The 23262-nt window shown below is 58.4% G+C and carries 23 protein-coding genes; 7 read left to right on the forward strand and 16 right to left on the reverse strand.

Annotation, left to right across the window (positions count from 1 at the left end):
- Positions 1–6 precede the first annotated feature (6 nt).
- From NH395_RS08155 to prmB, 7 genes are all read right to left on the reverse strand, one after another.
- Positions 7–585 (reverse strand): SCO family protein, encoded by a 579-nt coding sequence (locus NH395_RS08155; RefSeq protein WP_253023882.1) that lies wholly within the window; start codon positions 583–585, stop codon positions 7–9.
- Positions 586–610: 25 nt separating this feature from the next.
- Complete coding sequence (locus NH395_RS08160; protein WP_253023884.1) at positions 611–1063, reverse strand: copper chaperone PCu(A)C; 453 nt, start codon at positions 1061–1063, stop codon at positions 611–613.
- A gap of 232 nt (positions 1064–1295) precedes the next feature.
- Positions 1296–3143: a class I poly(R)-hydroxyalkanoic acid synthase gene (gene phaC / locus NH395_RS08165; protein WP_253023886.1), complete on the reverse strand. Its 1848-nt coding sequence runs from the start codon at positions 3141–3143 to the stop codon at positions 1296–1298.
- Positions 3144–3253: 110 nt separating this feature from the next.
- The gene (locus NH395_RS08170) at positions 3254–3685 is read right to left on the reverse strand and encodes a phasin family protein (RefSeq protein ID WP_092827958.1); all 432 of its coding nucleotides are present in this window, start codon (positions 3683–3685) and stop codon (positions 3254–3256) included.
- Between the two features lie 183 nt (positions 3686–3868).
- Positions 3869–4264, reverse strand: coding sequence for a hypothetical protein (locus NH395_RS08175; protein ID WP_253023887.1), 396 nt, complete (start codon positions 4262–4264; stop codon positions 3869–3871).
- A 73-nt stretch (positions 4265–4337) separates the two neighbouring features.
- On the reverse strand, positions 4338–5429 hold the full coding sequence (gene aroC / locus NH395_RS08180) for a chorismate synthase (protein WP_253023889.1): 1092 nt from the start codon (positions 5427–5429) through the stop codon (positions 4338–4340).
- Between the two features lie 13 nt (positions 5430–5442).
- A complete protein-coding gene (prmB, locus tag NH395_RS08185) occupies positions 5443–6402 on the reverse strand; it encodes a 50S ribosomal protein L3 N(5)-glutamine methyltransferase (RefSeq protein ID WP_253023891.1) in 960 nt (319 codons plus the stop codon).
- A 155-nt stretch (positions 6403–6557) separates the two neighbouring features.
- Here prmB and NH395_RS08190 point away from each other — a divergent pair, with 155 nt between their 5' ends.
- Complete coding sequence (locus tag NH395_RS08190; RefSeq protein WP_253023893.1) at positions 6558–7127, forward strand: Smr/MutS family protein; 570 nt, start codon at positions 6558–6560, stop codon at positions 7125–7127.
- Positions 7128–7138: 11 nt separating this feature from the next.
- On the opposite strand, the gene NH395_RS08195 is transcribed toward NH395_RS08190, so the two are convergent.
- Both NH395_RS08195 and NH395_RS08200 read right to left on the reverse strand, forming a co-directional pair.
- Positions 7139–8170, reverse strand: a complete 1032-nt coding sequence (locus tag NH395_RS08195; RefSeq protein WP_253023895.1) for a patatin-like phospholipase family protein — start codon at positions 8168–8170, stop codon at positions 7139–7141.
- Positions 8167–9078: an alpha/beta fold hydrolase gene (locus NH395_RS08200; RefSeq protein WP_253023897.1), complete on the reverse strand. Its 912-nt coding sequence runs from the start codon at positions 9076–9078 to the stop codon at positions 8167–8169. Before NH395_RS08200 ends, NH395_RS08195 begins: the two co-directional genes overlap by 4 nt.
- Before the next feature lie 329 nt (positions 9079–9407).
- On the opposite strand from NH395_RS08200, the gene NH395_RS08205 reads away from it, so the two are divergent.
- Both NH395_RS08205 and NH395_RS08210 read left to right on the forward strand, forming a co-directional pair.
- Positions 9408–9851 (forward strand): S24 family peptidase, encoded by a 444-nt coding sequence (locus NH395_RS08205; RefSeq protein WP_253023899.1) that lies wholly within the window; start codon positions 9408–9410, stop codon positions 9849–9851.
- Positions 9852–9861: 10 nt separating this feature from the next.
- Positions 9862–11175 carry a Y-family DNA polymerase gene (locus NH395_RS08210; protein ID WP_253023901.1) on the forward strand — a complete coding sequence of 438 codons (1314 nt, stop codon included), beginning with the start codon at positions 9862–9864 and terminating at the stop codon, positions 11173–11175.
- Between the two features lie 6 nt (positions 11176–11181).
- On the opposite strand, the gene NH395_RS08215 is transcribed toward NH395_RS08210, so the two are convergent.
- On the reverse strand, positions 11182–12645 hold the full coding sequence (locus NH395_RS08215; protein WP_253023903.1) for a sodium-dependent transporter: 1464 nt from the start codon (positions 12643–12645) through the stop codon (positions 11182–11184).
- A gap of 114 nt (positions 12646–12759) precedes the next feature.
- Positions 12760–13986 carry a YbfB/YjiJ family MFS transporter gene (locus NH395_RS08220; protein ID WP_253023905.1) on the reverse strand — a complete coding sequence of 409 codons (1227 nt, stop codon included), beginning with the start codon at positions 13984–13986 and terminating at the stop codon, positions 12760–12762.
- A gap of 172 nt (positions 13987–14158) precedes the next feature.
- On the opposite strand from NH395_RS08220, the gene NH395_RS08225 reads away from it, so the two are divergent.
- Together NH395_RS08225 and NH395_RS08230 are read left to right on the forward strand one after the other, a co-directional pair.
- On the forward strand, positions 14159–15424 hold the full coding sequence (locus NH395_RS08225; RefSeq protein WP_253023907.1) for a M20/M25/M40 family metallo-hydrolase: 1266 nt from the start codon (positions 14159–14161) through the stop codon (positions 15422–15424).
- A 786-nt stretch (positions 15425–16210) separates the two neighbouring features.
- Positions 16211–17797: a methyl-accepting chemotaxis protein gene (locus tag NH395_RS08230; protein WP_253023909.1), complete on the forward strand. Its 1587-nt coding sequence runs from the start codon at positions 16211–16213 to the stop codon at positions 17795–17797.
- A gap of 74 nt (positions 17798–17871) precedes the next feature.
- Here the strand turns inward: NH395_RS08230 and NH395_RS08235 are convergent, their stop codons facing one another.
- The 4 genes from NH395_RS08235 to NH395_RS08250 are packed head-to-tail and all read right to left on the reverse strand — an operon-like array spanning position 17872 to position 21368.
- Positions 17872–19092 carry a glycosyl transferase gene (locus tag NH395_RS08235; protein ID WP_253023911.1) on the reverse strand — a complete coding sequence of 407 codons (1221 nt, stop codon included), beginning with the start codon at positions 19090–19092 and terminating at the stop codon, positions 17872–17874.
- Entirely contained in the window at positions 19089–19997 is a 909-nt protein-coding gene (locus NH395_RS08240) for an HAD-IIB family hydrolase (protein WP_253023913.1), read from the reverse strand. The genes NH395_RS08235 and NH395_RS08240 overlap by 4 nt, the downstream gene beginning before the upstream one ends.
- Before the next feature lie 18 nt (positions 19998–20015).
- A complete protein-coding gene (locus NH395_RS08245) occupies positions 20016–20420 on the reverse strand; it encodes a hypothetical protein (protein WP_253023915.1) in 405 nt (134 codons plus the stop codon).
- The gene (locus NH395_RS08250; RefSeq protein ID WP_366065469.1) at positions 20421–21368 is read right to left on the reverse strand and encodes an OmpA family protein; all 948 of its coding nucleotides are present in this window, start codon (positions 21366–21368) and stop codon (positions 20421–20423) included.
- 209 nt (positions 21369–21577) lie between these two features.
- Between NH395_RS08250 and NH395_RS08255 the strand changes: the two genes are divergently transcribed.
- Positions 21578–22261: a hypothetical protein gene (locus tag NH395_RS08255; RefSeq protein WP_066322374.1), complete on the forward strand. Its 684-nt coding sequence runs from the start codon at positions 21578–21580 to the stop codon at positions 22259–22261.
- A 4-nt stretch (positions 22262–22265) separates the two neighbouring features.
- Entirely contained in the window at positions 22266–22856 is a 591-nt protein-coding gene (locus NH395_RS08260; RefSeq protein WP_253023919.1) for a FlgO family outer membrane protein, read from the forward strand.
- A gap of 77 nt (positions 22857–22933) precedes the next feature.
- On the opposite strand, the gene NH395_RS08265 is transcribed toward NH395_RS08260, so the two are convergent.
- Positions 22934–23176 carry a GlsB/YeaQ/YmgE family stress response membrane protein gene (locus NH395_RS08265; RefSeq protein ID WP_066322329.1) on the reverse strand — a complete coding sequence of 81 codons (243 nt, stop codon included), beginning with the start codon at positions 23174–23176 and terminating at the stop codon, positions 22934–22936.
- Between the last annotated feature and the right edge of the window lie 86 nt (positions 23177–23262).

A 23262-nucleotide genomic window follows, 5' to 3' on the forward strand; every position in this document is an offset into this window, starting at 1 on the left:
TCACAACTAGCCTTCCGTCACCAGCCGGTTGATGTCCGCAACGGCGTCAGCGATCGGATGGCTGTCGCGGATCAGAAACCGGGCCTCACCCTCGCGATCAAACGCGAACACCGCGCTGGTATGGGTAACGATATAGTCACCGCGCTTGTTGGGCGCTTCGTACTCGTAGGTCACGCGCATGCGGTTGGTCAGCGCGTCGATCTCCGCCCGTTCACCGGTGATGCCGATGAACTCGTCGCCGAAGGCGGCGGTATAACGCTTGACGACCTCGGGGGTATCGCGCGCAGGGTCGACGGTAATGAACAGCACCTGGATATCATCGCGCACGTCATCGTCGAGCCGGTTCAAGGTGCCCGCCAGCCTCGCCAGCGTAATCGGGCATACATCGGGGCAGAAGGTGTAGCCGAAATAGACAAGTGTCGCCTTGCCAGCGTAATCCTCGGCCTCTACCGCCTGACCGTTTTCATCGACCAGCGAGAAATCCAGCGGTGGCATGATCTCGTGGGTCTCTGCCGTGCGCCAGTTTGTATCGACACAGCCGACGAGCCAGAGTGACGCAAGTACCGCCAACAAGCCTTTATACATAGAAGGTTTCCTGCATGAGAGACACTTAAAGTGCCGCTGGCGATACGACGTCAAAGGTAACGGACAGGCGCTGCTCATCGCTGAACTCCAGCCGCACGTCTACTTCGTCCCCGGCTTCCAGCGCTGCCTGACGACCGATCAGCATCAGGTGATGCCCCTTGGGCGCAAACGCAAAGCGCTCCCCCGGGGCAATCTCGACCTGCTCAACCGCGTGCATATGCGCCATGCCGTCTTGATCAGAGCTGACATGTAGCTCAACGTTTTCAAAGGCATCGCTTTCAGCACCGACCAGGATCACTGCCTCGTCACCCGCGTTATAGAGCTGAAAATACCCGGCCCCCGGCTGCTCGCCGGGCAGCAAGCTTACCCGCGCATCGGTCACCTGCACGTCCTGCCCGTAGGCATTGCCAGCGGTTAATAACGCCACCGCGAGACCGCCTATCCAGCGCCTGGAAGTCGTGAAAAGATTGCTTACCATGATATTTCTCCATTCAAGGAAGGGGCCGTTCAGGCCCTTTACCGGTCGACCATTATAAAGCACGCAAGACACCGCCGCCGCCTGGTGACGACACGCTTTTGACGCATCGTTACCATAGCGGGATCGCGGCTTTGTGCAACCCGACTGCGACATCATGTCAGTCGACGGCTGCCCCAATGAAAAACGCCCTGCCGATGGGCAGGGCGCTTGATTTAATAGGCGTACCGGTAGACTACTCAGGTATTTCGCCCAACACCTCAGGAATCGTGGTCTTGACATAACGCCCGGGGGCGGGCTCGATCACGCTCAACTCACCCTCGCCCGGCTGACGCGCGGCGACCATTTTTTTCGGATCCGGGTCCGCGTAGCCATTTTCGGTGATCCAGGCCTGCCAATGGGGCCACCACGACCCTTCATTGAAGGTCGCCCCCTCAAACCAGGCGTCATGGCTTTCAGGCAGTTGATCGTTCGTCCAGTAGCCATATTTTTGCTTATGCGGCGGGTTGACGATACCGGCAATATGCCCCGAGCCACCCAGCACAAAGGTGGCTGGCCCTTTGGGCAACAGCGCACCGTAGTAGGAGCTGTTCCACTTGGCGATATGGTCTTCCTTGGCCGACACAAAATAGCTGGGCGCCGATATCTTCCTGAGATCGATCTTCACTCCGTCCAGTTCGATACCACCGGACTCGACCAGCTTGTTCTCCAGGTACATGTGCCGCAGGTACCAGGCATGGGTGCCGGCAGGCAGATTGGTGCCGTCCGTGTTCCAGTAGAGCAGGTCGAAGGCGGCCGGGGTTTCACCTTTCAGATAATTATTGATGTAGAACGACCAGAAAAGATCGTTTTCACGCAGCAGGTTAAAGGTATAGGCCATCGAGCGCCCGTCTAGATAACCTTTCAACTGCATGTTCTCTTCAATGCCCTCTACGACGCGTTCATTGAGGAATACGCCGATATCGCCGGGATCACGGAAATCCTGCAAGGTGGCCATGTAGGTCACCGATTTGACCTTGCGACCTCGCCGCGTGCTGGTGAGATAGGCCACGGTCGATGCCGCAAGCGTGCCGCCAACGCAATAACTCAACAGATTGACCGACTTTTCGCCGCAGGCTTTTTCGATCGCTTCCATGGCGGTGATCGGGCCCAGCTGCATGTAGTCAGCCCAGGTAATGTCGCGCTGTTCCGGCCCAGGGTTGCGCCAGGAGATCAGGAACACGGTATGCCCCTGGTCGACCAGCCATTTCATCATCGAGTTTTCCTGGCGCAGATCAAGCACGTAGTACTTGTTTATCCACGGCGGCACGACCAGCAACGGTGTTTTATAGGTTTTTTCGGTGGTGGGCGTGTACTGGATCAGCTGCATCAATTCATTTTCATACACCACCGCTCCCGGGGTAACGGCAATGTTCTCGCCCACGCCAAAGGCGCTGCGGTCGGTCATGCGGACGTTGATGCCTTCGGCGGAATTGGCCAGGTCTTCGCGCAGCCGCTCAAGACCTTCCACCAGATTCTGTCCCTTGGTTTCCAGCGTGCGGCGCATGACCTCGGGGTTCGTCGATACAAAGTTGGTCGGCGACATGGCGTTGACCACCTGGCGGGCGTAAAAGGCCAGGTTGCGCTTATGGCTTTCATCCATGCCGCTCAAGCTATCCACCAGCTCGTCCACCATCTGGGAAAACAGCAGATACTGCTGCATGATGGCCATGAAGTGGGGTTCCCGGGTCCAGGCCTCGTCCTTGAACCGCCGGTCACCTTTCTCCGGCGTGACCAATGGCGATACCTCTTCACCGGCCATCGCCCGCATGCCCTGCTGCCATAGCAGCCACTGGTCCTGCAGCAGGCGTGCCTGGGTCTGCCATAATAGCGTCGGGTTCTGCATTAATGATTGCGCCCCGGCTTCAAAGCTTTCCCGCATATCGCTATACACGGAGTCGGCCGCTTCGCTAGGCGCAATGCGCGATAACAGATCCTGCATGAGACCTTGATACTGCTCACCAATATCTTTTAGCTGAGCGTTCCAGGCGTCCAGCTCTTCTTGAGACAGGCCATGGGGCGGTAATTCCCACTCTGCTGACATCTTCATTCTCCTCTACCGGCGCGCAATCCATACGCAACCCGTATGATGGCAGGTAATCAAAGGCTCAAAATAGGCGCGGCGCCCTTGGGCGCCGCGATCAATCGGGTCAATCAGCTTTTACGCGATGATTGGCTGCTCGCTTTCGCGGGCTGCTCACCCTTGGCGGAGGGCTGCTCACCTTTGGCCGCGGCGCTGGCCTGGTCGGCCATTTGCTTGCCTGCTTCACCAAACAGTTTTTCCATTTCTGCCTTGAATTCAAGGCTCATCTCGCTCATCACGCGAGCGTCTTCCTGCATTTGCTGCGACAGCTCGTTCATCATGGCTGCTTGCTGCGTGCCGAAATCGCGCAGGCTTTCAGCATCCTGGATGTCGGTGGCGTTACGCAGGCGTTCGGTGCCCATCTGGCTGTAGCGCTTCATCGCCTCCAGCTGATATTGGGTCATTTTTTCCATGTTGTTGAGCATCAGCGAGTTAATCTTGCGCATCGGCTCAAACATCTGGCGGGTTTGGGCGTTGAAGGCGTCCATCATTTTATCTTGCATGGTGTCTAATCCTCTTTTCGTTCCTTGGCATGAGCCGAGAGTGACTCACACAAACGCAAATTGCTGCACTGCAAAAAGAGTAATCCTTGACAGGGTGTGTTGCAACTACCTAGACGAAAACGGCTTCTACCGCTTTGGTCGTGCCCTGGCGACATTACCCTCATAGATCGCACTGCTTTCCGTTCACTCCGCTTTCCGTTTTGCCCGTGAACGGGAAGATGCCGTTGCCTTGGCATTGGCATCGGTGCTCTTGGTACTTGTCGTGCTACTTTTTTGAGTTTTGTTCTCTTCGGCAGCGCCGCTACTACTGGTACTGGCGTTCCCGGCCTGCTTCAACATATCCAGCATCATCTGCTGATAGGTGCCGAAGTTGGACAACCCCTGAGAAAGGCCCTGCTGCATCATGGGTTGCTGCAGGAAGGGCCGCATCAGGCTCATGGGGTCATACCCTTCAACGCCGGACTCCATTTGCCGCTGAATGTTATCAAGCAAATGTTGCTGGAACGCTTCAACGTCAGGCAACCCCAACGCCTGGCGAAACTCATCGGGGGTGAGATCGAACTCAACGTTAATCTTCATCGGCGGCTCCTGCTTTATTAACCAATCTTGTTTTATTCAAGTGTAGCAGCGATATACGAAGGACACCTTGCCGCTAGCGTTGGGTTAGCCGTGGCGTATCAACGCTTACCTCACCGTTTTGCCCTCGCTGCCGTAGCCAGTGGTCCATCAGCGTGATCGCCATCATCGCTTCCGCGATGGGCGTTGCGCGAATACCCACGCAAGGGTCGTGACGGCCTTTGGTCACCACCTCGACGGCGTTGCCGTTGACGTCGATCGAGCGCCCCGGCGTGGTGATGCTTGACGTCGGCTTTAGCGCCAGGCGGGCCACAATGGGCTGGCCGCTGGAAATCCCGCCCAGCACCCCACCGGCGTGATTGGACAAAAAGCCCTCCGGCGTCATCTCGTCGCGATGCTCACTGCCCCGTTGATCAACGCAGCCAAACCCGGCGCCAATCTCAATCCCTTTTACCGCATTGATACTCATCAAACCATGCGCCAGATCAGCATCCAGGCGATCAAATACCGGCTCACCCAGCCCAACCGGCACGCCCTCGGCCACCACGGTGATCTCCGCGCCGACGGAATCCTGATCACGGCGCAGTTGATCCATGTAGTCTTCAAGCTCGGGCACTCTGGCGGGATCGGGGCAGAAAAACGCGTTCTGTCCGACGGCATCCCAGGAGTGGAAATCGATCCTGATCGGGCCAAGCTGGCTCATGTAGCCACGCACCTGCACGCCCTGAGCCGCCAGGTACTGCTTGGCGATGGCGCCCGCAGCCACGCGTACCGCGGTTTCCCGGGCGCTCGAGCGCCCGCCGCCACGATAGTCACGGTGACCATACTTGTGGTGGTAGGTGTAGTCCGCGTGGGCGGGGCGAAACTGATCCTTGATTTTTGAATAATCTTTCGAGCGTTGATCGGTGTTCTCTATGAGCAAGCCTATCGAGGTTCCGGTCGTTTTACCTTCGAAGACCCCCGACAGGATTTTCACCTGATCCGCTTCCTGGCGCTGGGTGGTATACCGCGAGCTGCCAGGGCGGCGGCGGTCCAGGTCGTGCTGTAAATCCGCCTCGGATAGCGGCAGCCCCGGCGGGCAGCCATCGACGATCGCGCCTAGCGCCGGGCCGTGGCTTTCCCCGAAGGTGGTGACGGTAAATAGTTTGCCAAATGTATTGCCGGACATGAGCCTTAGCTCCTCACGCAAAAGACGCCGCATGGGCGTCGAGTTCAGCGGCGCTCAGGGCAAAGACGCCCTGGCCGCCACGCTCGAATTCAAGCCACATGAACGCCACCTTGGGAAAGGCAGCCTCCACGTGGCGGTCTGAGTTACCCACCTCGACAATCAGCCACCCTTCATCGGTCAGGTGTGCGCGTGCTTCGCGCAGGATGCGTCGCACGATATCCAGACCGTCGCTGCCCGCGCCGAGCGCAAGGGCAGGCTCGTGGCGGAATTCGGCGGGCATGGTGGCCAGATCACGCTTGTCGACATAGGGCGGGTTCGAAATAATGACATCAAAACGCTGGCCCTCCAGCCCGCTGAACACATCGGCTTCCACCGCGCGTACGCGCTCGCCGACATCATGGCGGGTGATATTCTGGCGCGCCACGGCGAGCGCCTCCTGGCTGATATCGGCCAGCGTCACCTCGCAGGTGGGCAAATAAAGCGCGGTGGCAATGCCGATACAGCCGGAGCCGGTGCACAAATCCAGCACCCGTTCGGGCGGCTCTTCGGGAAACCAGGCAGCAAAGCCATCCTCTATCAATTCCGCCATCGGCGAGCGCGGAATCAGCACGCGTTCGTCAACGTCAAACGGATAACCGGCGAAGAAAGCTTCTCCCAGCAGGTAAGGTAGCGGTCGGCGCGTGGTGATTCGCTCACGGGTCAGGGTCACAATACGCTCGCGCTCCATCGGCAACAAACGTGCATCCTGTACCCCTGGGTCGACATTCCAGGGCAAATGCAGTGCCCCCAAACACAGCGCAACGGCTTCGTCCCATGCCGACTCGGTGCCATGGCCATAATAGAGCCCCGCCAGATAGAACTCGCTGGATACCCAGCGCAGGTAGTCACGCAAGGTTATAAGCTCGCTCACCAGCGCCGTATCCGGCAGGGTGAGGGAGGAAGGCGAAGTCTCGGCGTTGAGAGGCTGGGTCACATCGGCTCCTGGTCAACAAAAGCGGCCATCTCTTAGGAAGACGGCATGGCAAAAGAAAAGATTGTACCTTTGACGCTGCCCGGTTCACAGCAGCGCGCATCTCGCTATACTGTGCGCCTGTTCTCCGTTTTGCCCATTTGCCATTTGAGCCTGTCATGACACGACGCCGCCACCTGCCCGATGATGACGATATCAGTGCTTTCCGCCAAGCGCTGAAAGCCGCGGGCGTGCGTCGCATGGCCACCAACCAGGCCGACCCCGGCAAACCCAAGCGCAACGATGATGCCCAGCAGGCCAGGCGGCTGGCGGCGGTGGAAAGCAATACCTTCGCAACCACCGGCCGCACCTCTGATGGCCGGGTCGAGGCGGTGCGCCCTTCCGAGTATCTGGAATTCAGCGTCGCCGATTTGCCCTGGCGTACCTTCAGCCAGCTCAAACGTGGCCAGATGGCCTGGCAGGCCGGCCTCGACTTGCATGGCTACACCCTTGAAGAAGCCCGGCTGGAACTTGAGAGCTTTCTGCGGGATGCAACTGCTCAAGGGCTTCGCTGCGTGCTGGTCGTCCACGGTAAGGCCTGGGGCACAACGGCTGATTTTCCAGTACTGAAAAGCCACACCAACGCCTGGCTGCGCGAGTGGCCCGGCGTCCTGGCGTTCTGCTCTGCCATTGAGATCGACGGCGGCACCGGCGCGGTCTACATCCTGCTACGCAAACGCGGCCAGTAGGCCCTCTACGCTTACGCATCCGATGCCGTGTCGGGCATCCGTCGTGCCAGGGCGTCATCGGCCAGATGACGGCCCAGGCGGATCAGATCCCTGGCGCGGTGAAACTCGTAGGTACTGCACACCGTTTTGGGAACTTCGATGAGAATATCTGGCGGGTAACCGGCAATTTTATATTTCGCCAGCGCCGCCTGGGTAATATCGAACGATTCGAGGATCATATCCAGCTTGCCCCATTCCCGCTTGCCGCGAAGGTCCAGCGTCTCATCCACCTCACCCTCTTCGCTACTGCTGCCCAGTTCGCTCCATAGCCGCCGCGTGGTAGCCCGCACTTCGTCCATCCAGCCACCGATATTGGCATCGCGGTCACGCTCCCGGGTGGTGCGGCTGTCGTTATCCTCATCCTTGGGAAGCAGTGCCTCCAAAGACACCGGCTGCGGGCTGTGGGCAGTCACGTTCACCGCCACCACAAAATCTGCCTCGTGGGCGGCGAGTATGGGCATCATGGGCAGCGGATTCAGCAGGCCACCGTCGACCAGTACCTGCCCTCCCAGATGCACAGGGGTAATCACGCCGGGCACGGCGATCGATGCCCGTATCGCGCGCAGCAGCGGGCCGTTTTGAAACCATACCTCGCGCTGACGTACCAGGTCAGTGGCCACGGTGGTTACCGGAATCGGCAGGTCTTCCATCAATGTATCGCCCACCAGCCCTTCCAGCTTGCTCATGATCTTGCTGGCACGCATGGCGCCCATCGGGCTCCAGGTCACATCGACCAGCTTGAGCACATCCAGATAGTCCAGGTTACACACCCATTCACGGTATTCGGGAAGTTTGCCCGACGCATAAATACCGCCTATCAGCGCGCCCATGGAGCACCCGGCAATCGAGATGATCTCGTACCCCCGGGCTTCCAACGCCTCAATCACACCGATGTGCGCGTAGCCCCGGGCGCCGCCGCTACCCAGAACCAGCGCCACTTTATTGCCGTTATTACCGTTATTGCCGTTCGATACACTGCCATCGGCCAGGTTCGGTTCGTTCATTGCTCGCTTCCTACGACTGATCCCGACGTTTCATTGATAGATTGCGCAACCACCTCGGCAACGCGGGACACCGCCTGGGGTTCAAGGTGCAGGTGATGACCGCCTGCCAGTACATGGCGTGTTAAGTGGGGTACCGCCTGGCGGGCTTTTCCCGCCCAGTCGCGCTCGCCTAAGATGCCCTCCTCACCTTCTATCAATAGCACCGATGCCTGGATATCGGCCAGTAGCGCTAACACCTGGGAAGGCGTAAAGCGTACCAGCGATGGCTTCAACAAGCGGCTGTCGGTGCGCATCTGTACGTGCCCGTCAGCCGCCACATCGGCATTGCGCTCCACCAGCGGCGTGGCCGTGATAGTGTCTAGCGGGGTAACACCACCGGCCACACGGGCCGCCACCGCGGTGGCCAGATCAGGGTAACGCGGTGCCCGGGAAGTGGGCCGTCTATGCGCCATTAACCCCTTGCGCAGCTGGCTTGCCGTGTCACTGGCGGGGGTATTGAGCGCACCCAAACCATCCAGCAGCGTCATTCGCTCAATACGCTCCGGCAAGGCAGCCGCCAATAAGCAGGCCACCGCGGCGCCCATGGAATGGGCGAGCAACACCGCTCGCTCAATGGCCAGGTCTTCCATGGCATCCAGTACGTCATGGCAATAATCCCACAGCGCGTAATCCTGCCCCGTCGGGGCGTGTGCCGAATAGCCATGACCACGGAAATCGATGGCCACAATACGAATATCCAGCGCTTCCACCAGCAATGGCGCCAACCGGGAAAAGCTTGCCGCATTATCGAGCCAGCCGTGGAGTCCCAGCCAAGTGGGCGCCTCCTCGCGCCCCCAGCTCAGCGCCGCCAAACGACCGTGGGCAAGGGAAAGGGAGTGCGGATAACGCCTTGAAGTGGGTTGAGACATTATGAACCTATCCTAAGCAAACCAACCGCCCTAGGCGGCAAGATGACGGCATAAAGCACAAACGGTACCATGCCAAGCGTCATTGTCTGTACAAAATGACTGACACTCACCAACGTCCATCTTTTCCTGCTAACGAGGCTTCTATGAAACCCCACCGTGATACCCGAACGCGCAACTGGGTCTTTTTCATCGCTGTGACCAGCGCCATTGTGGTGGGCCTCTGGCTGGCAAGATAAGCCTTCACGGATATTCCTAACAGCTCTTGCAATTTTATCCCCATGGCCAAATACTGTATATAAATACATATTTTGCCAGTGAGGAGGCTGACCATGACGCAGCCGTTATCGCCTATCGCGCCAGCCGTGCCGTTAACGCATCAGTCGCTGCCCTTTCCTCCGCTACACGGCCGCGCTGGGTTTAGCGGCTTCCCTTCCCCCGCCCAGGATTACGAACCGCGCACGCTGGACCTCAACGTGCGGCTGATCAAGAACCCCACCCACACGTTTTACCTGACCGCCACCGGTGACAGCATGGAAGGTTGGGGAATTTTCGATCGCGACCTGCTGGTGGTTGACCGTAGCCTTTCCCCTCGCCTGGGGCATATTCTGGTCGCCATGTTCGACGACGAACTACTGATCAAGCGCTACGCGCTCTATCGCGGCACGCCGCACTTGTGCTCAGCGCACCCCCATTATCCGCCGCTGCCTCTGGAAGACAACGACTGTCAGGTATGGGGTGTTGTCCGGGCGGTCATTCACGAATACCTGCGATGATGTCACCGCCATGATCGGACTGGTCGACGCCAACAACTTTTACGTCAGCTGCGAACGTGTTTTCCAACCCCATCTGGAGGGCAAAGCCGTCGGTGTGATGTCCAACAACGACGGCTGCGTAATCGCCCGCTCGGCGGAAATGAAAGCGATGGATATTCCCATGGGCACCCCTGCCTTCAAACTGGAGGGGCTCCGCCAGCGCGGCGAGATTCATCTGCTGTCGTCCAACTATGAGTTGTATGGCGACATGTCGGCACGGCTCGCCCAACTGCTGCGCGACGCTTGCCCTGAGATCGCCCCCTACTCCATCGATGAAATGTTTGTCTACCTGGAGGGCATGAGCGAGCACCAGTGCCAGGCCCTGGGCGATCGCCTACGCCGAGACATTCAGCGTTGCCTTGGGTTACCGGTATGTATCGGGCTGGCACCGACCCACACCCTGGCCAAGCTCGCCAACCATGCAGCCAAGAAGCAGCCACACTACCAGGGCGTTTGCCTGCTTGCCGGGAACGACGCCAGCACCACCGCCTTGCTGAGACAAACGCCGGTCAGCGAGGTATGGGGCGTGGGCAGGCGGCTTGCCGAACGGCTTGCCATTAACGGCATCCATAGCGCCCTGGATTTACGCGAGTGCGATAAGAAACAGCTGCGCAAACGCTTTTCCGTGGTGCTGGCGCGCACCGCCCTGGAACTGCGTGGCACCCCCTGCCTGACAATGAACGCGGTGGATCAACCGCGCCAGCGCATCATGACGTCGCGCTCTTTTGGTCAGCCCACCGGGGTAAAAACGCAGGTGCACGAAGCACTGCGCCGCCATGCCCAGCGTAGTGCCACAAAACTTCGCGAACAGCACAGCCTGGCGCGCTCGGTGATGCTGTTCCTGAAAACCAACCGCCACCGCCGTGACCAGCCACAGTACTTTCCCCACACCCTGGTCGCGTTACCCACCCCCAGCGACGATACACGCGTGATCCTCGACGCCGTCCGCCAGGGTCTTGAGCAGATATACCGCCCCGGCTATCGGTTCATGAAAGCCGGCGTGATGCTGCTGGATCTCGTCGACGCCCAACAGCATCAGCTATCGCTACTCGATGCCCCCGCCCGCCACCATCCCCGGCTAATGGCCACCGTGGACGCCATCAACCAGCGTATGGGGCAAGACACGATCCGTTTCGGGATGACCGATGACGAAGCCCCCTGGCAACTGCGCTGCGCCCATCGCTCGAAGCGCTATACCACGCGCTGGGATGAGTTACTTGAAGTCGGCACTCACCCCGGCGCGATTGCCGACGCCAGGGCAAGACGGCAACAATCGCAGCCGTAATAGCACTCAGCGGGGGCTCCGAACATGACGCAACCGCGGGCTGAGCGTTTCGCCCAAGCACGCCATGACGACCAGAATCGCCAGTAACCAAGGCCAGTGCGCGACAAAGGAGACCTGATAAATATCCAGCGCGTTGATAAAAATCACCACGATACCGAGCGGGCTAACGTAGCGCACCATGGTCAGCCACAGCGCATAGGGCAGAGGTGAAAGCCCCAGCTCATCGCGGAACGTCTCGCTCTTCAACACAAAGCCTGCCAGCACGACCGTGCCCAAACCGCCCAACGGCATCATCAAGCGCGAGGTCAGGTAATCCAGCCAGTCAAAGAAGTTCTTGCCCGCCAGCGTCCAGTCGGCGCCCAGGTTGAACGACAGCATCGCCAGGGTACTGATCAGCCAAAGTACGATGCCGGTGCCCCACGAGGCCGCTTTACGCGAGAGACCTTTGTTATCACATAGCCAGGACACCGTCGCCTCGACCATCGAAATCGCCGAGGTCAGTGCGGCCATCGACAGCATCAGGAAAAACAGAATGCCAAACAGTGTCCCCAGCGGCATCGCTTGAAACGCCAGTGGTAAGCTCATGAAGATAAGCCCTGGGCCTTCGGCGGGATCCATCCCGTTGGCAAAAATCACCGGAAAGATGGCCAGTCCGGCCATCAAGGCCACCACGGTATCGGCAACCGCCACGCTTAGCGTGGTGCGCCCGATGGAAGTCCCTTTAGGCAGGTAGCTGCCGTAAGTCAGGATGGCCCCGGAGGCCAGTGACAGGGTGAAAAACGCGTGCCCCAGCGCGGCCAGCATGCCTTCACTGGAAAGACTGCCCGCCTTGAAAGAAAACAGGAAACTGAATGCCTGACCAAAGCCGCCCGAAAAAACCCCAAACACAATCAACAGCGCCAGCATCAGCACCAGCCCGGGCATCATCCAACTGACGTTTTTTTCAATGCCCTCCTGCACGCCTTTACCGACGATCAGCATGGTCAGCAGCGTGACCAGGGTGCTCCAGAAGCCCAGGTTCCAGGGATTGGCGTTATTGGCACCAAACACTGCGGCCATATCGTCAACGCTGCTACCCGAAAGGCCGCCGGTCAGCATCTTCCACAGATAGGAAAACGACCAGCCCGCCACAACGACATAAAACGACAGAATCATGAAGCCACAGAGCATCGCCATCCAGCCGATCAATGACCATACTGAAGACCGACCGGACTCATTGACCACCCGGCGAATGGCATCGACCGGGCTCCCCTGACCGCGCCGCCCAAAGGCAATCTCGGTCATCATGACCGGCACGCCAACCGCCAGGATGCAGGCGAGATAGACCAGCACGAAGGCTCCCCCACCAAACTCCCCGGTGATATAGGGAAACTTCCAAATATTGCCTAACCCAACGGCCGACCCCGTCGCCGCCAGCATAAAGCCCCAGCGGCCTAACCATTGGATGCGCGGTTGCCCAGAAGACGCCATGATCTACCACCCTGTTGGAAAAAAGCGCTTATCCTAGAGGATTTGGCAACGAATGCGCAAAAAATCCTGACGCGCACGGCCATTCAACACATCATGGCGACATTCAAGACGTCACTACGAGGCATACACGGCGGCTTTGGCCTCGGCGTCCAGCCGCTGCGCGGTTTGGTCGACACGCCGCAACCAGGCAAACAACAGGGCGCCCAGAGCCACGAAGCCACCGGCCAGCCAGAGACCAACGTTATAGTGGCCTGAAGCCTCCGCCAACATGCCTGTCAGCGCCGGCGCGATAATCTGCGCGGCGCCGTAGGCCAGGGTCATTTGCCCCATCAAGCGTGCGGGGCTGGCGGGATACAGCCGCCCCGCCATGGTCAGTACCAGGCTGACACAACCCAGAAAGGTGCCGCCATAAAGCACTGCGCTGAGCAGCACTGCCGCCAGATTCGTCGTCATGGCGGGCAGGACAATGCCGATAACCTGCAGACTCATGGCCAGTATCAGTGCCCCCAAATAGCCGATACGACGCGCTACAAGATCCCACAGGATGACCGCAGGGGCCGCCGCCAGGCTCACCAACGCAAAGGTCCAGTTACCGGCACCGGCCAACAGCGGTTCGCGCTCCACAATCGTGACGATGAAAGTAGCGCTGATCACATAGCCATAACCCGCACAGAAATATGCGGCCAGCATCCAGCGCATAAAGGTACGGGTGGGTGGGTTGGCGGCGGCGGTTTTATCCCCCGAGGTACCGGGCACGGCAGGCAGTGGCCTGGGCAGCCAGCGCCAGGCGGGTACGAGCAACACTACGCCAAGCAGACTGAATCCCCACCATTGCGCCTGCCAGTCCAGCGACAACGCCAACATCAGCTCAACGGCGACGGCCGCAAGGACAATGCCAAGGCCAAGCCCGGCAAAATGAATGCCCAGCTCGCCACGCTGGCGGTGCTGAATCAACCAGTGAAGAATCAGCCCCGAGGCCAGCAGCATCGCGCCGCTGCTCGAAAACCCCGCCAAAAAACGCAGCCCCGCCCAAAGCCAGAAATGCTCGGTCAAGGCCATACCCGCCGTGGTGAGAACGGCCAGTACCAAGCAAATACGGTACAGCGTATCTTTGACATGAATACGACGAATCGACGCCGCCAGCACAGCGCCCAGCATATAGCCCGCGTAATTGAGCGCCGCCAGCCAACCGCCATCGGCGTCGCCAATCCAGCTTTGCTGCTGCATCACCGGCAGCAACGGCGTATATGCAAAGCGCGCCACCCCGATACACAGCAACTGACTGAAAACACCCGCCAACAGCACCTTGAAGCGCTGAGAGCGAAGGGTAACGGTGGCCATATCGACATCCTCGTCGTGAACGCTGGGTTTTTATATGCGGCTTTACTAAAGCCATCATAAGATGAACCCCACCAACATGACATCGTCTAAACGTCGCCTACCGAGGACGCGTATGGCGGCATAATCTGTCACACTGGATCATCTTGATTATCCCTCAACTGGAGAAAGCTTAATGAGTGATAGCGCCACACCCTGGACACAGCCGATGCCCGACGCGCAGTTCAAACTGATGCGCGATATCCTGGCGGCGCCAAGCCCCGTGGGCCTGGAAGCCGCCATGACCTACGGCGTGTTAAAGCCCTATTTTGAAAGCTTTGCCCCGAGCGACTGGCATCTGCACCAGTTCAAGGGCAATGCGGGCGTCGTGCTCGATACCCATCCCGGTCAGGATGACATGTTCAAGGTCATGATCATCGGCCATGCGGATAAAATCCGCATGCAGGTGCGCTCGATTGGTGAAGACGGCAAGATCTGGATCAACACCGACTCCTTCTTGCCCACCGTACTGATCGGCCATGAAGTGAAGCTGTTTAGCGAAGACCCGGAAGCCCCCGGCAGCTACCGCTGCATTGAAGGCGGCACGGTGGAAGCCCTGGGCGCGATTCATTTTTCCGACCCCGCCATGCGCGATGGCAGCAAAGGGCTGAAGAAAGAACAGATCTATCTGGACCTGCAGATCCACGGCGAAAACAAGAAACAGCAGGTACTCAATCTTGGCGTGCGCCCCGGCGACTCGATTATTTTTGATCGCCCTATTCGCGAAGGTTTTAGCCCCAACACCTTCTATGGCGCCTACCTGGATAACGGCCTGGGCTGCTTTGTGACCGCTGAAGTTGCCAAGCTGATCGCCGAGGCAGGCGGCACCCAAAATGTACGCGTACTGTTCGCGATTGCCAGCTACGAAGAGATTGGCCGTTTCGGCAGCCGCGTCATGGCGGGCGAAATGAAACCTGATGCGCTGATTGGCGTCGATGTGAACCACGACTACGTGGCCGCTCCCGGCATCGGCGACAAACGCATGCAGCCGTTGGAGATGGGCAAAGGCTTCACCATGGCGGTGGGCTCGGTCGCCAGCGAACAGTTGAACCGCGTGATTGCCCAGGCGGCCAAAGCTAATGACATCCCCATGCAGCGCGACATGGTCGGCGTTGATACGGGCACCGACGGGATGGCGGGTGTCTTGGCGTCGGTGGACAGTGCCGCCACGTCGATTGGTTTCCCGATTCGCAACATGCACACGATTTCGGAAACCGGCAATACCCAAGACGTATTGGCCGCCATCCATGCGTTGACCCACACACTGAAAGCGCTGGATAAACTGCCTGACCTGAAGCGTGAATTCCTCGATAACCATCCACGTCTTGACCAGGCAAGCCCCCTTGGCCACCAGGGTAGCGACAAACCCGACGACGAAGAAAACGCTGAAAAAGCCGATTGATCACGGCATGCACCAAAAAAACCCCAGCCATTGCGGGCTGGGGTTTGAGCAGGTCCTCCTTGATCCTTCTTCATGAACGTCCTGTTCATGCGTCCTTGAGTCCATCAAGCATCCTGCTTGGTCTTCCCTGATGCGCTTCCTCTGCGCTAGGCGCCCACAATGCACTTCAAGACCAATGGTTTATCTAACCCAGGATATGAAAGTCGAAAAAAATGACTTTTTTGCTCACCGAACTCCCCACCATGGCCTATGGTTAATAGTCCACCACTTGCCACTACCAGGTTGTGTGACGAGTGACCCAACGACACCCACGGGTAGGAGGTCAGCGTGCAACCTATCATCATCAACTACAAAGTCCGCGGTGTTGACATCATTTGCCGCCGTTGCGGCAATTTCGAGTCTCCCACCTCAGCGTTTCTGGCCCGCTTTCGCCTCGAAGGCACGGGTGAGCAAAGCGCCGTCTTACGCTGTTTGAGTTGCCAAACCAGCGCCTGCATACGGCGAAGTGCGCTTGACACGCTAACGCACGCTCGCGCCGGTTGACGCTACGCTTTTTAGCGCCCCCATCAGACGATGCTATCAGCCAGAGGCGGCTCTATTGCTGTCTCTGGCTTTTTATAAGCCTTATAAATCAGAATAAATTAATATATATTTTTCATGTAAACAATAAAATTTATTAACTGGACAACCCAGTTTGGCAGTCAAGATTTTACTGGCTGAGTCGATAAACACTACGTGGCTGGTTCTCACACATAACACATATTATCGACATCATCAGGAAGCATTATGAAGCGTATGACAACGACGCAAAAACTATGGGGTACGCTCGCCATTATCTGGAGTGCCATGCTGTTACTGGTGGGCTGGTTGGCATGGGAAAACCGACAGACCATCGAGAGTGAACGCCGTGACAGCCTGCAATACGTCATTGAAAGCGTGCACAGCCAGATTGAAGCGCTACAGGCAAAGGTTGAGGCTGGAGAGTTGAGCCTTGAAGAAGCGCAGGAACGCGCTATAGATAATATCGCCAACGTCCGGTTTGGCGACGGTGAATATGTCTTTGCGTTTGATAACGACCTGCGCATTGTCTCCCACCCCAGCCGCGATGCCGGTACCGACATGAGCGACTACCAGGATGCCAGCGGGCTGAGGCTGTATGCCGATCTTCTTGAAATGGCGCAGGCAGGCGGTGGTCACGTAGGTTACTACTCCACTCGCTTGGGCGGCGAGGAGCAGGTGCCCAAGTTAAGCTATGTGGCGCATTTGCCTGAATGGGGATGGTCACTGGCATCTGGCGTTTATGTCGATGATATCAATGCGGCTTTTGTATCGAGCCTAATCCGCTCGGGCGTCATTTTGTTGATTATCGGGGTGCCGGTGACGCTGCTGATGGGCTGGGTGATTCGTGATGTGTCCCGCCGTTTAGGGGGTGATCCCCGCTACGCCGCCAGCGTGGTCCGGCATATTGCCGACGGCGATTTGACCCGCACGACAAAGCTCTCCGCCCGGGACCAGCAAAGCCTGCTGTTTGATATTGACCGCATGCGTGAAACGCTATCAGACACCATCGGCAGCATTCACCAGAGCGCGGATAACGTGAACACCTCTGTTGAACAGATCGTCGGCGTTAACGAAGAGCTATCCACGCGTACCGAGCAACAAGCGGCGTCACTTGCCGAGACAGCTTCCAGCATGGAACAGCTGACCGCAACGGTAAAACAAAACGCTGAACACGCTGACCACGCGAGCCAACTGGCAAGCAAAACCACCGACAGTGCTCAGCAAGGTAGCGAAGCGATGGAGTCCGTAATTGATACCATGTCGACGATTAACGATAGCGCGAAACAAATGAGCGGTATCATCGAAACGATCGACTCGATTGCGTTTCAAACCAATATATTGGCGCTTAACGCTTCTGTTGAAGCGGCTCGGGCTGGCGAACAGGGACGCGGCTTTGCCGTGGTCGCCAGTGAAGTCCGCCAACTGGCCAGCCGCTCGGCGACGGCAGCCCAAGAGATTAAAACGCTGATTGACAATTCTGACGCTCATATCACGCAAGGCACCCGCCAGGTGCGCGACACCGGCAGCGTGATTAGCGGTATCGTCGACAATATTCGGCAGCTTGATACGTTGGTGAAAGAAATCTCGGCGGCTACAAAGGAACAAAGCTACGGCATCGAGCAGGTCAACGAGGCCGTCACTCAGATGGATCAAATGACCCAGCAAAATGCCGGGCTGGTACAAGAAAGTACCGGGGCCACCCAACGCCTGGCAGATCTCAGCTTTGAGCTACGCCAGCGGGTCGCGCATTTCCAAATTTCCGGCCACCAAGCCTCGGCAACACCGTCCCTTCCCTCCTCTCACCATGGCTAAATAAAGCCTTTCCGGCTGGGCAAGCCCCTTACATGGCCTGCCCAGCCAGTCTTCGCACATTGGCTAAAGCCGCCTCAAACATCGCCCTGATTATCCAGCTCTACCGCTTCGTGCATGCGCATGAGCAGGTCAGGCACCGCTGCCTGGACACGGTTCCAACTGGGGATAAAGGGGCGTTCGCGGGGGTTATCCAAAAACAGGTTACCCGCTTCCAGCAGGTTGCTGGCGAACAGTTCAACGGCCTGCTCTTCGCTATGCCGATCAAGACTCAAACCGTTCATGGTCGCGTCGTGGTCATAGGCCTCAATCAAGTCCAACGCCAGCCGGTAGTAGGTGGCTTTCAGGGTGCGGAAATCTTCACTGCTGAACGTAATCCCCTGAGTGGCCAATTTACGGTAAAGGGCTTTGGCGATATCCAGACTCATGCGGTTCAACCCGGCATCGGGGTTGTCTTCACTGACCGGCTGGTGCTTGTGATCATAGGCATCGGCGATGTCGACCTGGCAAAGCTGACGCGGCGAGTAATTGCGCTGGAGCTCGGAGAGAACGCCAATTTCAAGCCCCCAGTCCGCCGGGATGCGTATTCCCTCGAGCACGTCGCTGCGCATGGCGAACTCGCCCGAGAGTGGGTAGCGGAAGCTGTCCAGGTAATCAAGGTAGGGTAACGGACCGCACACGGTTTTTAGCGCCCTTAGCAACGGCGTCACCATCAGGCGCGATACGCGCCCATTGAGCTTTCCCTCGGCAATGCGGGGGTAATAGCCCTTGCAGAAACTGTAGTTAAAACGTGGGTGAGCGACCGGGTACATCAGACGCGCCAGCAGCCCGCGATCATAGGTGAGAATATCGCAGTCGTGTAACCCAATTACCGACGAGCGCGCCGAGGCCAACACATAGCCCGCGCAATACCAGACGTTGCGCCCTTTCCCAGGCTCTAACGCGCCCAGCCCGTGCTGCTCCAGCTCGGCGTCCAGGGCACGCAGGCGCGGCCCGTCGTTCCATAAGATACGGGTGTGCTGCGGCAGGCGCGAGAAAAACTCCCGCGCGTATAAGAACTGCTCGCGGTCGGCCCGGTCCAGGCCAATCACGATCTCGCCGAGATAGGGCACCTTGACCAGCTCATCGACAATGGCTGAGAGTGCCGGGCCTTCCAGCTCTGAAAACAACGATGGCAGGATCAGCCCCATGGGCCGCCGCCGGGCAAACTGGCATAGCTCTTTTTCCAGCGCCTCGACCGGGCGGCGGGTCAGGTTATGAAAATCGATAATGACGCCGTTCTGATGGAAATCACTCATGCGTTTACCTCCTTTGCATCACGCGGGTTGGTCGGAGCAAACGCCTTACCCCACCAGTGAGACATGCCTTCTACCCAGCCATCTGGGCCAGTGGCTCGCGTTCGGTAAAGCTGGGGATTAGTGGGTTCAACCTTCAGATCATGGTGACCACGGATCACCACCGCCTGATCGACGGCGTTTAACATCGACACATCGTTGGGACCATCGCCCAAGCCGATGGACAGCGGCTCACGACCGCGCAGCGCCCGGAATCGCCCGACCAGCCAGGTGACCGCACTCCCCTTGTCGGATGCGCTCCCCATAACGTGATAAAAGCGGCCTCCCTGGGTAAGTTGCAGGCCATCACCTTCCAGCGCGCGGCGAAACGTCTCAAGCGAGGTGTCATCATCGTGCCAGAGCAACGGCTCGCTACCCTCACGCTGGCGGGCCATCTGTGCCTGGTGAGTGTCGAGCCCGGTCAGCCCGGTCAAGTCGTCAAGGGTAAGCTCGCTCATCGGGGTAAAGCGCACACCGAGCCGCTTGCGCCAGACGTCAAGGCGGGCACGAATAAAACCAATATCGACGCTTGGATGCTTGATGACCATCCCGTCACGCCCGTTGCCCGGCCGATCCAGCCGCGCATGACACCACCCCGGCGGAAGGCCGATAACAGCCCCATTTTCAGCCACAAACGGGGTCATCGTCAGCCCCAGCGCTTCACGCAGGGGGAACAGTTCAGCACGGGTTTTGCTGGTCACGGGAATCACCGGCACCTTCGCCTGCTTTAATCGGGCCAGCCAGGCCTTTGCCGGGGAGGCGTCATAGCTGTGGTGGTCAAGCAGCGAGCCATCGAGGTCGGTGACCACAAGACGCGGCGGGTCCACTCGGTCGTCGGGGGGCGCCGAAGCGCTGGCGTGTTCAAGCATGGCGCAGCCTCTCTACTGCTAAGCGGTGGACGCACTCAATCGCCACTTGATAGAGATGGCGATGACAGCGTGTTTATTGCCTAGCACAATACGTGCCAACGCTTTTAACGCTTTGATATCCATAAGGTGGCAGGGGGTAATACCTGAAGGGGGTAACGGTTTCAACGGAGACGGAAGTTGCAGTGCACTTTTCTGGTGCAATAAGACAGGGCAGGTAAAACACACCCGCGCCAGGATGGTGCCGCCGAGCGTTACATTTAATAACAAAAAATCCAATACAAAGCTTGGCAAGGCGCAATAAATAGCTATACTGAAATTGTACCCACTGGCAACCCTGTACACCCCACCCCCTCTGCCAGTGGGCTGCAGTGAGCCAAGCCCTTTATGCCCGCCTTCCCCGGCGGGCTTTTTTTTGTCGGGCATTTATTCTACGTGGATGACGACTTCGACTCGGCGATTACGCGCCCGCCCTTCTGCCGTGTCATTATCTGCCAGGGATTGAGTGGCCGCCAGTCCAACGGCACGTAAGCGATCCGATGCAACGCCAGCCGCTTCCAAGGCTTCCACTATCGCGATCGCCCGGGCACTGGATAGCGCCCAGTTGGATGAATATTCAGGGGTGTCAATCGTTCGACTATCCGTATGGCCCTCAACCCATACTTCACCGTCATAACGCTGGATAGTATCGAGCAGCGAGCTGATCAATGCGCTTCCACCGTCGGTTAATTCCGCTTCCGCTGAGGGAAACAGCAGCTTGTCCTGCACCCGCAAACTGATGCCCTCTTCTACCCGTGAGACCTCGACACCCTCTAAATCAGGTAGATAAGGGGAGCTCTCCACCTGCTCCCTCAGGGCCAACGCACCGTCAATGGCACTGACACTGAGCGTCTCGACATTACTCGGGGGGTTGTCCGTGAGGACGACCATATAATCAGCCAGTGGAAATTGAAGCGCTGGCTGCTCAACCGGCACCAAGGGCATCGGCAAACGGGGTTCAGACAACGCGGCCAGTGGCTCCGCTATCGGATCAGGCATGGCAAGCAGCGGGGGGACACCGCGTGTGGTTCGCCTGGGGCGCCCGGCCACTCCCTGGGCCGCCGTGATCGTGCTGGTCAGCAACTCGCCCCCCAGCCAATTGGTCGCATATCTCCGCTCGTCACGTATATTGGCCAGCGGTTCTGGCAGCGGTACCTCAAGCGGCGGTGGCGAATCAAAGAGCGGCTCGGGAGGTGGTTCTGTTGCCATCCATGTCGGGCTTGTGGCACCGGCTGCCGCAATAATGATCACAAACAGCGCCACCAGTAGCGTCATGATATCGATGTAGCTCACCATCCAGATACTACCGCTGTCATCTTCACGGTAGGGGGACATGAGCGAGTCGTGGCGAGGTCCACTGCGGTGATCTTCAAGCATCCGTGTGATTACTCATTCAAGTTTTTGGCTCCCTGGCCGACTATTAATGCGTGGCGTTGTCATTAGCGCTGCCTAGTCTATCAAAAAGCCGTTTCGTAGCGAGAAGGAACCACCCGGTGCGCACCCGTAAAATCGATATATCCTCGTCAGCGCTACGCCCACTTGTCATCGGCCTGGCCTGTCTGACGCTAAGTGGCTGCTTCTATGCCAATACATCGCAAGCGCCCATCGCCACGACGTACCCCTACAGTGAGCAGCAGCGCATGCAGGCTGCCCATCACTGGAAGGTACTCGCCCGCCACGAGGCGACACAGATCCTGAAGCGCGAGCGTGTTCGTTTCCGTGACTTATACATCCCGGATGCCCCGCAAGACGCCACCCACGCTTACAGCGGCGGTGAATTTGGCCGTGGCTTTCGTACTCTGCTAACCAGTGAACTGGTCTCCCGGGGCGCCAACCTGACCACTCAGCCTCTGCCCAGCAGCGCCGAGGTTCATATCGACGTTGACGTCGTTGAACACCGTGACCGGGACTTTGTACGCCCACCCGTGGGGGCATTCACCGCCCTGGCAGGCGGTATAGCCGTGGCCGCGATACCGATTAACCAATGGGCAGAACCCGCCCTGGGGCTTATCCCGGCCGCCATCGCCGCTGACGTCACCAGCGGCAGCTGGACACACACCGGTAACGAAGAAATCATCGTCACCACCCAGATTCTCGACGGTGAGCAAATTCTCTATTCATCGTCGAACATTTATTACATTAACAGCGGCGACCGGCGTCACTATGCGCCCGACCGCACCCCTTCAGCGCCATCAACGCCCTCGGTTTCAATTACGGATAGGTGGTAATGCCATGTCTGCGATGTCATTTGCCGTTATGCACTCAGCACGCCTGCTTTCCGCTGCCCGATGGTTGACGGTCGGCCTTTTCGTATTGAGCCTTACGGGCTGTAGTGCGCTTGGCGGCAGTAATACGCAACAACAGGAACCTGCTCCAGACCTGCCCGAGCTTACCCAAAAAGCGGCTGAGCAGATGGTGGCAAGCAACCCTGACATAACACGTTACAGCCCCATGATTGCCGCAACTTTCGTGAGCATCGACAACCTGAGTCAATCCTCCACGCTTGGACGTATCAGCTCAGAACTCATGGCATCGGCGCTGGGCCGCCAGGGCATGCAGGTGCGCGAGGTCAAGATGCGCGACAGCATGTTTATCGAAGAAAGCGTCGGCGAGCTGATCCTGTCTCGGCAGGTTCAACGCCTGAGCGCCCAGCACGATGCACGTTCCATCCTGATGGGAACCTATGCCCAAGGGCAGGATTATATCTACGTCAGTGCCCGGGTGGTACGTTCGAGTGACGCCATGGTCCTGGGCAGTGCCGACTTCAGGCTTGCGCTGAACAACAATACGCGCAGCCTGCTTGAGGGCCAGGGCGGCTGGTAACGCCCCAAACACACGAACCCGCGCTTGACGGCGCGGGTTCGTGGCAAGTGCACAACGGTTAGTTGCCGACTAGGGTGCTAGGCCTGTTTCACTTTACTGATAACCCACAGCAACACCACCGCCCCGACGATGGCCGTTACCAGTGACCCAATAAACCCGCCGGCCTGCAGGCCCAACAGGCTAAACAGGAAACCACCCAAGACGGCGCCCACAATGCCGACGCCAATATTGCCCAGCAGGCCAAAACCGCCGCCTCGCATGATGTTGCCGGCAATCCAGCCAGCCAGACCACCAATGATCAACCAAGCAATGAAACCCATGTCGCCTCCTTTCCGTACCTGTGGTTAATGTTATCCTGTTTTCCTTGCGTGTTTTAACATAGCACACAGCGTTAAGGTACCGCGCT

The organism is Halomonas sp. Mc5H-6, from assembly GCF_024124705.1.
Taxonomy (GTDB): domain Bacteria; phylum Pseudomonadota; class Gammaproteobacteria; order Pseudomonadales; family Halomonadaceae; genus Vreelandella; species Vreelandella subterranea.